This window comes from Paenibacillus nasutitermitis, from assembly GCF_014641075.1.
Classification (GTDB): Bacteria; Bacillota; Bacilli; order Paenibacillales; family Paenibacillaceae; genus Paenibacillus_Z; species Paenibacillus_Z nasutitermitis.
This window is the reverse complement of sequence record NZ_BMHP01000002.1, coordinates 1,170,608-1,184,878: the sequence shown is the minus strand read 5'-3', so window position 1 is coordinate 1,184,878 and position 14,271 is coordinate 1,170,608. Positions and strand designations below refer to the sequence as shown.

General features: G+C 58.1%; 5 protein-coding genes. All 5 read left to right on the top strand.

The window, feature by feature from the left end:
* Positions 1–89 precede the first annotated feature (89 nt).
* Complete coding sequence (locus IEY46_RS15710) at positions 90–1,505, top strand: class I SAM-dependent rRNA methyltransferase (RefSeq protein WP_188992913.1); 1,416 nt, start codon at positions 90–92, stop codon at positions 1,503–1,505.
* Positions 1,506–1,717: 212 nt separating this feature from the next.
* Positions 1,718–5,299: a helicase-exonuclease AddAB subunit AddB gene (gene addB, locus IEY46_RS15705; protein WP_188992912.1), complete on the top strand. Its 3,582-nt coding sequence runs from the start codon at positions 1,718–1,720 to the stop codon at positions 5,297–5,299.
* Positions 5,296–9,420, top strand: coding sequence for a helicase-exonuclease AddAB subunit AddA (addA, locus tag IEY46_RS15700; protein WP_188992911.1), 4,125 nt, complete (start codon positions 5,296–5,298; stop codon positions 9,418–9,420). The genes addB and addA overlap by 4 nt, the downstream gene beginning before the upstream one ends.
* Positions 9,421–9,443: 23 nt before the next feature.
* The gene (locus IEY46_RS15695) at positions 9,444–10,670 is read left to right on the top strand and encodes a metallophosphoesterase family protein (RefSeq protein WP_188992910.1); all 1,227 of its coding nucleotides are present in this window, start codon (positions 9,444–9,446) and stop codon (positions 10,668–10,670) included.
* Positions 10,667–14,152 carry an AAA family ATPase gene (locus IEY46_RS15690; protein ID WP_188992909.1) on the top strand — a complete coding sequence of 1,162 codons (3,486 nt, stop codon included), beginning with the start codon at positions 10,667–10,669 and terminating at the stop codon, positions 14,150–14,152. The genes IEY46_RS15695 and IEY46_RS15690 overlap by 4 nt, the downstream gene beginning before the upstream one ends.
* Positions 14,153–14,271: the final 119 nt, after the last annotated feature.

Here is a 14,271-nt window from a genome sequence, read left to right as displayed (position 1 = left end):
ACGGAAATGACATAGGGGTTGTACCGATACATATGCGCAAAAGCAGACAACCATGACAAGCACTGACTATTTGAAGGGCGGAAGCAGATATGGAACACGCTAAAGCGATACTGCTGCGTGATCGCAAAAAAAGGATCGAACAAGGTCATCCCTGGGTATATGCCAGCGAAATAGAACGTGTGGAAGATAATGCTGTTCCGGGAAAGCTGGTTGATCTTCACAACCATCAGGGACGCTATCTTGCAACAGGATACTGGAATCCGAAGTCGCAAATTACGGTAAGAATCATTTCTTATCGGCCCATTGCGAGTATGGATGAGAAATTTTTCCGTGAACGGTTTGAGCAGTGCGCCCAGCACCGCCGCCGGTTCGTGAAAGACAACGACTGCCGACTTGTTTATGGTGAAGCGGACCGCCTTCCAGGCCTGATTGTCGACCGTTTCGGCGAGGTGCTTGTCGTACAGCTGCTAACGCTTGGCATGGATATGCATCGTGAAGAAATTACAGCGGCGTTGGTAGCGGTTTTTGCTCCCAAAGGCATTTATGAACGAAGCGACGTATCTGTTCGCGCTCTTGAAGGTCTGGAAGAGCGGACCGGCGTCATGTATGGGGATTGTCCACCAATTGTTGATATTCACGAGAACGGGTTGCTGCTTGAGGTGGATATCGTCGAAGGGCAGAAAACGGGGTACTTTTTCGACCAGCGCGAGAACCGCGCATCCATTGCGCCGCTGATGAAGGGCTGGGGATGGCGCAGCGGCATCCGGCTGGAGGAGCGCGTCCTGGACGAGGCGGCTGACGATACCGGTGCATTGGCCGATCTGCAGGAGAGCACCGGTGTTCCAGTTAACGCCAATGGCAAAATCGTCACTTTCCCTTATTGGGACGGAGCAACTGTTCTGGAATGTTTTGCCCATACGGGCAGCTTTACGCTGCATGCCTGCCAATATGGAGCCAAGAAAGTGACCTGTCTGGACGTTTCCTCCCATGCTATTGAGACCGCCCGGCGTAATACGGAGCGAAATGGGTTCTCGGATCGGGTAGAATTTGTGGTTGCCGATGCGTTCGAATATTTGCGTTCGCAGGTAAAGGGGCTTGGCGAGCGGACGGAGCGGGGCAGAGCTGGAAATGCGGTGGGCGGTAAAGTGCCGGACACCTCCAAGCCGATGGGCACCGCGGGCCGAACCTGGGACGTCGTTATTCTTGATCCGCCGGCATTCGCCAAATCCAAGAGCGCCGTTCCCGGAGCGATCCGGGGCTACAAGGATATCAACCTGCAGGGCATGAAGCTGGTAAATGAAGGCGGCTATCTGGTAACGGCCAGCTGTTCGTATCATATGCGCCCGGATTTGTTCCTCGAAACCATCCAGGCGGCCGCCGTGGATGCAGGCAAGCAGCTGAGGCTGATTGAATGGCGGGCAGCGGGCAAGGATCATCCTCAAATACTGGGCGTTAACGAAGGCCACTATTTAAAATTCGGTATATTTGAAGTACGCAGCTGTTAGACAGACAGTAAGTTGAACAACAAGAAGAGAAGCCGTCCCCGGCAGTGTTCGTCTACGCTGCGGGACGGTTTTTTCTGTGTTTTGGCAGTCACGGGTTATGAATAAAACACTATTTACCTGTTTATTTACGAACAAATGTTTGTGTTTTTGCGTGAAAACAGAAGATGGGTGTGATAGAATAATAGAATCGAAAAAAGCGAAGGGGTGGACGCATGGCGCTCCGTTTTGTAATAGGAAGATCGGGAACTGGCAAAACAAGGTTTTGTCTGGATGAGATACGCAGTCAGGCATTGAAGGATCCTGGCGGTTCCCCGCTGGTTATGCTGGTTCCGGAGCAGGCCACGTTTCAGACGGAATATGGGCTGCTTGGCACCTCGCAGATAGGCGGCACAATTCGGGCTCAGGTACTGAGCTTCCGGAGGCTTGCTTTCCGCGTCATGCAGGAAACCGGCGGGACTGCACTGGTGCCAATCAGCGAGAACGGCAAGAATATGCTGCTCTACAAAATCGTCCACCGCCTTCACGACGAGCTGCAGTTGTATCAAGGAAGCCAGGCGCAGCCGGGTTTCATCGAGCGGCTGGGCGAGTTGATGACCGAATGGAAACGATACGGGATTGAGCCAGGCGATATTGGAGACTTTCTGGACCAGAGCCGCGATAAGGGCGGCAGTCAGCTGCTGGGCCGCAAGCTTCATGATCTAAGGCTGATCGGCGATCAGCTTGAAAGAGAGTTATCCGGATTATACATAGATGCCGAGGATTATTTGTCCTGGCTGGCACGGGGCTTCAAGGACGCGCAATCGATGCGCCGCGCACAAATTTGGGTGGATGGCTTTCACGGCTTTACTCCCGGGGAGTTTGAAGCGCTGGAGGCGCTGATGCTGCAGGCGGATGAAGTGACCGTTACCTTGACCCTTGACCGGCTGTATGGCGCTGATGAACAGCCCCATGAGCTGGATATGTTCCGTCCGACGGCCGAGACCTTTCTGATGCTGCGTGAACTGGCGTTAAAGAACGATATCCCCGTTGCAGAGCCGGTGATCCTGAATGCTGGTATTCCTTACCGGTTCCGCAACAGTCCGATGCTGGCGCATTTGGAAAGGCATATCAACGACCGGACTCCGTTGAAGCTGACGGACGAGGAGTTGAAAAGCGGCGAGTTGACCATCCACAACGCTGTCCACCGTCGTGCGGAGGTGGAAGCGGTAGCCCGCGATATCGTCCGCAAAACACAGGACGAGGGGCTCCGTTACCGGGATCTGGCGGTCATGGTGCGCAACGCGCCGGACTATAACGATTATATAACAGCGGTATTCGCCGATTACGGAATTCCCTATTTTCTCGATCAGAAGAATGCCGCGCTGCATCACCCGCTTGTGGAATTTATTCGTTCCGCTTTGGAAATTGCGGCGCATGGCTGGAGATACGAGGCGGTTTTTCGCTGCATCAAAACAGAGCTGCTGATGCCTGATGACGGAAGCCTGACACGGGAATCCTTTGACATCCTGGAGAACTATGCCCTGGCAGCCGGGATTGACGGAAACCGCTGGCTGACCCGCAGTCAATGGAAGCCTTTGATGAGAGATTCGCTTGACGGCGATCCAGCCGAAGCCCGCGAGCCCGATTTGCGCCTGCTTGCGGCCGTTCTTGAGGCGAGGGAAGCGGTGGTGACGCCGCTCCACAAGTTTACAAGGGCCCTGAAGAAATCAGCCAACGTCAGACAGATGTGCGAGGCGCTATATCAGCTTCTTATGGGAATCAATACTCCTGATCAATTGGAGCGCTGGAGCCGCAAGGCGGCGGCAGAGGGGCAAACCCAAACTGCCCGCGAGCACCGTATGCTGTGGGATGGCGTGATGAATGTGCTGGATCAGCTGACAGAGATGACGGGCGGGGAAGCCATGAAAGTGCCCTTGTTCGCAGGCATGGTGGAGACAGGCCTTGAGAGTCTGAAGCTGGCAGCCGTTCCGCCTGCGCTCGACCAGGTGCTGATCGGAAGTATTGATCGCACCCGTTCGGGACGAGTGTGCGGTTGTTATGTGCTGGGGGCCAACGACGGCGTATTGCCCCAGAGAATCCAGGAAGACGGCGTACTCACGGAGCAGGAGAGGGAGACACTCGGAAACGGCGGACTCCATATGGCACCAGGCGTCCGCAGGAGGCTGCTAGATGAGCGTTTTCTGATTTATAATGCGTTGACGACAGCAAGCCGCCATTTATGGATCAGTTGGCCGGTTGCAGACGAGGAGGGCAAGGGACTTCATCCCTCCGAAATCATGCGACAAATAAAACTGCTTTTTCCGGGATTACTTGAGAACAGCATAGCCGGCGAGCCTGATCCGGGGATGAATGAAGGAGAGCAACTGTCCTTTGTTTCGCATCCGGAGCGAACGCTTTCCTATGTCATCAACCAGCTGCGTATATGGCGCCAAGGCACCGATATCGCGCCGGCCTGGTGGGAGGCTTTCAACTGGTTTGCTGTCCGTCCCCAGTGGCAGGCCAAGCTGGGCCGTCTGGTACGATCATTGGAATATACCAACTATGTGCCATCCCTGACGCTTGATACTGCCGATCAGCTTTATGGAACGCTCCTGCGCGGAAGCGTGTCCCGAATGGAACGGTTTGTGTCCTGTCCGTTCCAGCATTTTGCCATCCATGGCCTGAGATTGCGCGAGAGGGAGCTTTTCCAATTGGGAGCGCCGGATATCGGCCAGCTGTTTCATGCTGCGCTCAGCCGCCTCGCCCAGTCGCTCGGAGAGAAGTGGGGCATGCTCGGAGCTGAGCAGATCCGCGCCGAATCATCCATCGTAGTAGACGAATTGTCGGAGCGGCTGCAATCGCAGATTCTGATGAGCAGCAGCCGACATCGCTATGTGGCGCGCAAGTTAAAGGATATTGTCGGCCAGGCTGCCGTTATTTTGGGTGAACATGCGCGGCGTGCCCAATTTCAGCCGATTGGACTTGAAATTGATTTCGGTCCGGATGGGCCGCTGCCTGCAGTGACGATTCCACTGAGCAATGGCCGTCTACTGGAAATGTCCGGCAGGATCGACCGTGTCGATGCAGCCCAAACCGACGATGGCCTGCTGCTGCGCGTTATTGACTACAAGTCGGGAGCGACGCAGCTGCGGCTGGAAGAGGTCGCTTACGGACTGGCGCTTCAAATGCTGACCTACCTGGATGTTCTGCTCAGCGCAGCGCCGGAGTGGCTCGGGCAGCCGGCCAAGCCGGCAGGCGTCCTGTATTTCCATGTACATAATCCGCTTATCTCGTCCTCTAATGTGCTCAGCAGCAGCAAAGCCAAAGCAGAGCAGCTGAAGCGGTATAAGTTGAAGGGGCTTGTCCTGGCGGACGAAACGACGGCCAGAATGATGGACGGCGCACTGGAAACCGGCTATTCCGAATTGCTTCCGGTGGCGCTCAAGCGCGATGGAAGCTTTTACAGCAGCTCCTCGGTGGTTTCACATGAGCAGTGGGATACGCTCCGCTATTCCGTTCGCAAATCGCTCCGGCGGATCGGAGACCGGATTTCCTGCGGAGATGTGGCCATTACGCCTTATCGGCTTGGCGCCAAAACGCCGTGCCAATTTTGCGCCTATAAGCCGGTATGCCAATTTGATCCGCTCGTTGAAGGCAATGCATTCTCCAAGCTGCAGAAACAGGGGAAAGACGAGGTCTGGCAGCTGCTTGCCGCCGGCGAAGAGAGCATTCAGGGTGATGGCTTTTTTGAGATAACAAAGTGGCATCCGGATGCGATCTTGGAAAGTGATACGAAAGGGGGCGAGCGGGAGTGACGGAGACAACCGAAGCAAAAAAGCCCGAAGGCAGCACTTGGACAGATGATCAGTGGAAGGCGATTGTAACGGGCGGCTGCAATGTACTGGTAGCGGCCGCCGCCGGCTCTGGTAAAACCGCCGTGCTGGTGGAGCGGATTATTCGCAAGATTTCAGCGGATACCGATGTCGACCGTCTGCTGGTCGCAACCTTCACCAAAGCGGCCGCCGCCGAGATGAAGGAGCGCATCCGCCTCGCGCTGGAGAAGGAGCTCGAACGCAGTCCCGGTTCGGTTCACCTAAAGCGCCAGCTGGCGCTGATGAGCCGGGCATCCATTACTACATTGCATTCCTTTTGTCTGGATGCGATCCGCAGATATTATCCTTTGATCGGTCTGGATCCCGGCTTCCGGATCGCCAATGAAACCGAAGCCGAGCTGCTGCGGATCGATGTGCTGGATGCGATTTTTGAAGAAAACTATTTGGCTGCCGAGGAAAACGACAGCGGGTTCCTGCAGCTGGTGGAACGTTTCGGGGGCGAGCGCGGCGATGAGCCGCTCTATGCGCTTGTTCTGCAGCTGTACAACTTTGGACACAGCCATCCCTGGCCGGAAGCATGGCTCAGGGAGACGGCTGCGGCCTTTCGTGTGGAGAATGCAGCTGCTCTCGGGCGCAGTGAGTGGGTCGCCAGTATGGCTAGCATTGTGGTGCTGTCCCTTGAGGGCGCCCAGAGCTTGCTCCAGCAGGCTCTGGAGCTGACACAGCAACCGCGGGGACCCCGTCATTATACGTCAACTCTCCAGGAGGACCTGGAGCTCGTCCGCGCCTTGTCCAAAAATGTCCGCGAGCAGCCTTGGGAAAAATGGTATGAATATTTCGCCGTGGGCGGATTCGGCAAGCTGAAGAGCAGCAGGAGCGAGGATTTTGACAAAGAGATCCAGGAGCAGGTCAAAGAAATCCGGGATATGGCCAAGTCGGTCATTACGGATATGAAGGATCAGCTGTTTATGCGCTCGGCAGAAGATTTTGCCGCAGAGCTGCGCGAGCTGGCACCGGTTATGCAGACTTTGGCGGAGCTGGTCATTACCTTCGGCAGCCGTTTCGAGGAAGCAAAACGGGAGAAGGGCTTGATCGATTTTGGCGATATGGAGCATTATTGCCTGCGCATTCTGCGCGATCCCGCCTCTACGCCGGAGCTCACCATCCCTTCGGCTGCGGCTCTTGAATACCAGCGGCAGTTCGATGAAATCCTGCTGGACGAATATCAGGATACCAATATGGTGCAGGAAGCGATTGTTTCCCTGCTGGCCCGGCAGGGCGCCGGCAACAGGTTCATGGTCGGCGACGTGAAACAGAGCATTTACCGGTTCCGGCTGGCCGAGCCGAATTTATTTCTTCAGAAATATAAGGCCTACTCCCTTTCGGAGTCCGGCAGCGGGAGTTCAGGTCCAGATTCGGGGATCCGGATTGACCTTGCGCGAAACTTCCGCAGCCGGTCCCAGGTTGTAGACGGCGTGAATAATGTATTTCGTTCCATCATGCGTGAGAAAGTGGCGGAGATGGACTACGACGACCGGGCGGAGCTCGTTTGCGGGGCATCGTTCCCTCCCGCGGATGAAGGCGGAGCGTCGGAGCGTTATGAGGTGGAATTTGCGCTGGTTGACCGCGGAAGCGGGGCAAAGGATAGCGAGGCTGCATTCAGCAGCGAAGAAAGTGAGGATGGAAGCGATAGCTCCCCATCTTCGGCAGCCGAAGAAGCGCTTGATCTGCAGACCGTACAGCTGGAGGCCCGTTATATTGCAGCGCAAATCGCACGGCTCAAAGGCATGGATTCCGTGTTTGGCCGAGGAGAGGCCCCCTTTGAAGTATATGACGGCAAACGCCGCCGGAAACGGTCTCTTGCCTGGCGTGATATTGTAATTCTGCTTCGTGCGGACAAGCAGTGGGCTCCGGTCATTATTGAAGAGCTGCAGGCTTACGGAATTCCCGCCTATGCAGAGCTCAGCAGCGGATATTTTGAGGCGACAGAGGTGGAGACCATGCTCTCGCTGCTGCGCGTAATCGATAACCCTTACCAGGACATTCCGCTTGCGGGCGCGCTGCGCTCTCCGATCTTCGGACTGACGGCGGAAGAGCTGGCGCAAATCCGTATTATCGGGGGGCGGACTTCCTATTACGATGCTGTAAAAAAAGCGGCCGGGGATTCGCTTATCGGACTAACGACACGCGTCAAGCTGGCTGATTTTCTGGCGCGTCTTGAGCGCTGGAGGGAAAAAGCGCGGCGAGGAGCGCTCGCAGAGCTGCTGTGGCATATATTCCGGGAAACTGGTTATTACGACCTCGTCGGGGGAATGCCCGGGGGCATTCAGCGCCAGGCGAATTTGCGGGCCCTGCACGATAGAACACGTCAATATGAAGCCACTTCGTTCAGAGGATTATTCCGTTTCCTGCGTTTTATTGACCGGATGCGGGAAAATGGCGGAGATCTGGGAACGGCGCGGGCACTGGGCGAGCAGGAAGATGTCGTTCGTATTATGTCGATCCACAAAAGCAAAGGGCTGGAATTTCCCGTCGTCTTTGTTGCGGGGCTGGGCAAGCTGTTTAACCGGCAGGATCTGAGCGGGTCGTTTCTGATGCACAAGCAGCTCGGCTTTGGGCCCCGCTTTGTGGATACGGAGCTGCGTGTCAGTTATCCAACGCTGCCTTATCTCGCTATTCGGGAGCGCATGAGAATGGAAACCCTTGCGGAGGAAATGCGCATTCTGTATGTGGCGCTTACCCGTCCCAAGGAGAAGATGTATCTGGTCGGCACGGTGGCGGATGCCTCCAAGCAGCTGCTCCGCTGGCAGTCTTCGTTTGATGCGGACGGGAATATTCCGGATTACCGGTTATCCCAGGCCAAGCGTTTCATCGATTGGCTCGGCCCTTTGGCCGTCCAGGCAGGCATTTCGATCACGATTGAATCGGCTGACGATGACTTATCCGGCGGTAATGCCGATCTCATCTCGGCTGCGGAGGAGCACTTGGATATCAGCCTTGATGTTGAAGAGGCGGGTATGGATAAAGTGAGCTCGTTCACAGTAGAACAATCAAGCAAGATTACAGGCAGAGCCTGGAGAAGCGGCATTGTCCCCGCTTCCCTATTCGGTCTGGAGGCTGCTGCTGCCGTAGCAGCGGACGAGGAGGCGGAAGCGGCATTCGCCGAGCGGATGCAGGCGGTACAGGAGCTGGTGCCAATACCGGCATCGCCTGAAGCCGCCGCTGAAATCGAGCGTCGGCTGACATGGAGCTACCCTTATCCCGCCGCCGCATTAATAGCCGCCAAGACCTCTGTCACCGAGATGAAGCGGCTGCATGCGGAAGCGGCTGCAGACGAGGATGCGGCAGTGGTCTTGCTTCCCGAACACGCCACGCTCTCGCCGTTTATGGAGACGTCCTTTCCTCTTGAAACAGAGGAGGGCGCTCATCCGCAAGCGATATCTGAGCCGAAGCCGGAACAGCCCGGTGCGTCAGTGGAAGCTGCATTCGGAACCATCCCGGAAGCTACGACTGCTGCCTTGTCCGGGGGGGAATATACATTCCGGCTGCGCCGCCCCAAATTTATGGAGGAGCGCTCCCTCACCGCTGCGGAACGGGGAACGGTCAGCCATCTGGTCATGCAGCATATTCCTTTGGAAGCGCCGGTGGATGAAGGAGTCGTTCAGGAAACAGTCACTGCCCTGCTTCACAATAGCATGCTTTCGCCGGAACAGGCCGAAGCCGTAGATGCCGGTCAAGTCGCAGCTTTTTTTGCAAGCGATGTCGGCCAAAGGCTGCTTCGGGCAAGCTGGATCCGGCGGGAAACACCCTTCAGCTGCACCTTCCCGGCATCGCGCATTTACCGCGGCGCCGCAGCGAACGTCGGCGAGGAGCCGATTCTTATTCAAGGCGTTATCGACTGTATGTTTGAAGATGAGCATGGGCTGGTGCTGCTGGATTACAAGACGGACCGTATTTATAGCAAGGATTGGAAAGCGGCGGCCGAGCGGCATCGTTTCCAGCTTTCGCTTTATGCCGAGGCGATCCAAATGATCCTGGGCAGAACCGTTGACTCCTGTTTTGTTTTCTTTTTTGACGGCGGGCAAGCCGTCAAGCTTTTTTAACCAAAGGACGGAGGAATTATATAATGCGGATATTGCACACCGCCGACTGGCATTTCGGACGATCGCTCGAAGGGCGCAGCCGGCTTGAGGAACAGGCGGCTTTCGTGGACGAGCTTGCCGCGCTTGTAAGGACGGAAGAGATCGATCTTGTGCTGCTGGCAGGCGATGTGTATGATTCCGTCAACCCGCCGGCCGCTGCGGAGCAGTTATTTTATGAGGCACTATCCAGAATTGCCGATGGGGGCAGGCGGACCATAGCGGTTATCGCTGGCAACCACGACCATCCGGAGCGGGTCGCCGCATCGTCACCGCTGGCTGCGCCAAGCGGGATCCGGCTTGTCGGTCTGCCATCAGATCAACCGCTGACGGTCGATGTTTCGCGAACGGGAGAGCGTGCTGTTATCGCTGCGCTTCCGTATCCTTCGGAATCGCGGTTACGAGAGCTGCTGAGCGAAGAGACGGACGAGGCTCTGCTGCGCACGGCCTATTCGGAGCGGGTGGGACGTCTGATGTCGAGGCTGGGCGAGGCGTTCAGTCCAAACACGGTAAATTTGGCGATGAGCCATATCTACGTGCTGGGCGGTCTGGAGACGGATTCGGAAAGACCGATCCAGATCGGCGGAGCGTATACGGTCGATCCCTCCGCGCTGCGGATCGGCTCCCAATATGTGGCGCTTGGCCATCTCCACCGCCCGCAGCGTGTCGATGGCGATGAAACGATGCGTTACAGCGGCTCGCCGTTGGCCTACAGCTTCTCGGAAGCGGGACAGGCAAAGTCCGTAATGGTCTTTGACGCGGTTCCGGGTGAGCCGGTCAAACCGCAGGAAATTCTGCTGAGTAGCGGCCGTCCATTAGTGAACTGGAAAGCGAAGGAAGGTCTGCCTGAAGTTCACGCATGGCTCGATGAAGGGCGCGATGCGCGGGCATGGATCAGTCTGGACATCCGGATGCAGGAAGCGATGACGGCAGCAGATATTCAGCAGCTGAGGCGCCGCCATGACGGACTTGTGCATATCCGTCCGATATACCCGGAAATGCTGTCCTCCTCCGGAGATGATGTGCGCATGCGCGAGCAGCTTCCTGCGGAGGAGCTATTCCGGCGTTTCTTCGTCCGCCAGAGCGGCGGGGGGGAACCGGATGCGCAGACGGTGCAGCTGTTTCTGGAGCTGGTCGCAGAAGCTGATGATTCTTCCGCAGATGCGCAAGGCGGCCTTGCTTCCGGACGGACTGAATTGGAGGTGGAAGGATGAAACCGATCAAGCTTCGATTAAGCGGGCTTCAGAGCTACCGCGAGGCGCAGGTTGTAGATTTCGAGCGTCTTTGCGAAGCCGGGGTATTCGGGATTTTTGGCTCGACCGGGAGCGGGAAGTCGAGTATTCTCGATGCGGTTACGTTGGCCTTGTACGGGAAGGTTGAACGGGCGGCAAGCGGAACGCAGGGGATTATGAACCAGGAGGAGAAGCAGCTCTCCGTTGCATTCACCTTCGAGCTTTCCGGAGGGGGCGAGAAGCGGCGCTACCGGGTGGAAAGGCAATTCAAGCGGAGCGGCGACCAAACGATCAGCAGCTCGCTCAGCCGTTTTGTGGAAATCGCGGAAGCCGGGGATATCGTCATTGCCGACAAGCTGGCTGAGGTCACGCGCTGCGTGGAAGAGCGGATTGGGCTTAATATGCAGGATTTCACCCGCGCCGTTGTGCTGCCGCAAGGCAAATTTGCCGAGTTTCTGTCTCTGACGGGCAAAGACCGCCGCTCCATGCTGCAGCGTCTGTTCCGGCTGGAGCGGTTCGGCGATGGGCTGTCGCTGAAACTCAACCAGCGGATGAAGGCGGCGGAAGGCGCACTGAGCGAAGCGGCAGCGGAGCAGCTCGGGCTTGGCGACGCATCCGCGGAGGCTGTCAACGCAGCAGAGAAGCGCCACCAGGAAGCGGCGTCCGCTGCTTCCGCGGCGCGGCTGGCGCTGGCCGATGCGGAGCGGCTCCACGCGGAGCGTCTGCATGTGCGCGAGCGGGTGGAGGCGCTGCGGGCGAAGGAGGCGCTGCAGGGCAAGCTGCTCGCCGATCAGCCGCGCATAGCGGCGCTTGAGCGCGAGCTGCAGCGCCTGGGGGCGGCGGAGCGGCTGATGCCGGCGCTCGCCGCCGCGCAAGCGGCCGAAGCGGCGCTGCGCGCCGCCGCTTCGCGCCGCGAAGCCGCCGGGCTGGCGCATGCCGCCCGGCTGGCAGAGGCGGCCTCGGCCGCCGCCGCGTGGACCGCGGCGGCCGAGGCCGCGGAAGCTTCCGAGCCGCGCCTGGCACGGCGGCTCGATCAGCTCGCGCAAGCGCAGCGGCTGGAAGGCGAAGCCGCCGCGCTTGCGGCAGAGCTCGCCGGCGGCCAGCGCCGCTGCGCGGACGCCGCCGGGCGGCAGCAAAGCTTTGGCGAGCAAGCCGCCAAAGCGCAGGAGAAGCTCGGCCGCGCCGCAGCGAAGCAGAGCGAGCTCAAGGCCGAGCTCAAAGCCGCCGAGCTTACGCAGGCGGAGCGTGCTCAGCGCGGCGAGCTTGCCAAGCGGCTGCAGCTGGTGGAAGGGCTGCGCGAACAGTTGGATGCGGCGCGCATGGAAGCCGCATCGGAAGTCCGCCAGCTTGCGGAAGTCCAGGCCGCGCTGGATGCGGCGGAGACAGCCAAAGCCTCAGCTGCGGCTGTCCTGGACGAACGCCTGGCGCAGTTGGACCCGATGCTTGCCGGGCTTCATGAGCTTGAAGCGCAGCTGCAGCAGTTGAACGCCCGTCTGCCGGAATGGCTTGTGCGCGTCCGCCGGGAACAGTCGCATCAGCAAAGACATGAGCTTGCCGCCAAGCTGGCGGCGGAGCTTCTGTCAGGAGAAGCCTGTCCGGTTTGCGGCTCCTGCGAGCATCCTTCCCTTCACGGCAATGGGGGAGCAGGGGCAGTTCCGGTTACAGCAGAAGAAGATATAGCAGCTTGGGAAGCTCTCCAGCAGCAGGCACAGACACAGCTCATGCAGATCGCTCCGCTGCGGGGCAGGGTAGAATCTACCTATGAACGTTTGCTTGAGCTGTGTTCCGGGGATGCCGGCACTGAGCAGGCTGCGCTTCGTCTTTCTCCAGCATCATGGTCGGTCTCGCAGCAGGAAGCCGCAGTCTCCTCTGAGATTGCAGAAGATGATCCGGCAAGTCCGGATAGGCCAAGTAAGGATGCTCTTGTGAGAATTCAACAGACAATAGCCGCTGCGGCAGAGTGCTACGCCATACATAACAACGGGTTTACGTCGATGGAGTCCGGACTTGCGGCCGCTCGGTCACGGTTCAATGAGGATCAGCGCCGCCGCGAGCTTGCCGCCGGCGAGCTGGCATCCCGGTCGAGGATGGAGCAGGCTGCAGGGGAGAAGGCTGGGCAGCGACAGGAGCAAATGAAGCGGGAACTGGCATCCTGGCAGGAACAGTTCGGCATGACGCTGCCTCCGGAGCGGGCTCAGGAGGTTCTGGATCAATTCGAGAAACGGGATAATGCCGCACATGAACTGCGCGGCAGAGTGGAGAAAAGCATCGAGTTTATTGAGGCGACAGCCAGACAGGTCGCTGATGACGAGAAGCAGGCGGCAGCAGCTGAGCTGGAGAAGGTGGAGCTGACGGCGAAGATCGAGCATCTGTCCGGGCAGCTGGAGCGAATGCGCAGCCAACTGGAGGAGTGGACTGGCGGTCAGGCGGCTTCCCGGCTGCTGGCAGAAGCGGAGAAGGAGCTGCGGGAAAGTCGTTCATTACTTAAGAAATGCAAAGAAATGCATGAAACAGCCCAGTCTGCCCTGCAAGCTGCGGCAGAGCAGAGAAGCGCTTCAACGGAAGCGGAAAGCTCTGCTGTCGCAAGAAGTCAGGAAACGGCAGTAATGTTGGACACTGCGCTTCTTCAGTCTCCGTTTGATACGGCTGAAGAAGCGGCTGCCCTTGCGCCATTGTTGGAGCAGCAGAGCAGCCTGTCGGAACAGATAACCCGTTTTCGGGAGGCTGAACAGCAGTTGGCGGCCCAAATTGACCTGCTTCGCGATCAGCTGCAGGGCCGCACCATTACAGACGACCAGTGGGAACAGTGCGCGGCCGCGTTGCAGGAGGCCAGAATCAACAATGAAGCCATGCTCCAGCAGGCAGCAAAAGCCGAACGAGACTGGGACGAACTGAAGACCAAGCAGGAGCGCTGGCAGCAGCTTGAATCCAGACGCGCTGAAATGGAACAGTTGTGCGGAAGGCTGAAATCGCTGCAAACCCTGTTTCGGGGCAATGCCTTTGTCGAATATGTGGCCGAGGAGCAGCTCGTGCAGGTATGCCGCGCCGCCTCGGAGCGTCTGGGATTTCTGACGAAGCAGAGATATGCGCTGGAGGTGGATTCAGGCGGGGGGTTCGTTATCCGCGATGATGCCAATGGGGCCCTGCGCCGTCCGGTTTCCACACTGTCAGGGGGCGAAACGTTCCTGGCATCGCTGGCGCTCGCTCTGGCATTGTCCAGTCAGATCCAGCTGCGGGGCAAATACCCGCTGCAGTTTTTTTTCCTGGATGAAGGTTTCGGCACGCTGGATCCGGAACTGCTGGACACGGTTATTACGGCTCTGGAGAAACTGCATAACGATACGTTGTCTGTCGGGGTGATCAGCCATGTTCCCGAGCTGCGGGCGCGTCTGCCGCGCAGGTTGATTGTGACAGCAGCCGAGCCCTCCGTACGGGGCAGCAGCGTAGAGCTGGAAACGATGTGATCGGCGGTCATTTTGCACATGGAGAGCCTTCATGCTCTGAACCCGGCAATAATTGCTCACAATTGCGCCCGGAATCGCCCTTGCATTGCAGACGGGAACAGGGTAACGTAAATGAAGGT

What these genes read in the sequence shown, in the direction of transcription:
- IEY46_RS15710 (WP_188992913.1), top strand. Translation starts at nt 90, where the DNA reads ATGGAACACGCTAAAGCGATACTGCTGCGTGATCGCAAAAAAAGGATC.
- addB (WP_188992912.1), top strand. Translation starts at nt 1,718, where the DNA reads ATGGCGCTCCGTTTTGTAATAGGAAGATCGGGAACTGGCAAAACAAGG.
- IEY46_RS15695 (WP_188992910.1), top strand. Translation starts at nt 9,444, where the DNA reads ATGCGGATATTGCACACCGCCGACTGGCATTTCGGACGATCGCTCGAA.
- IEY46_RS15690 (WP_188992909.1), top strand. Translation starts at nt 10,667, where the DNA reads ATGAAACCGATCAAGCTTCGATTAAGCGGGCTTCAGAGCTACCGCGAG.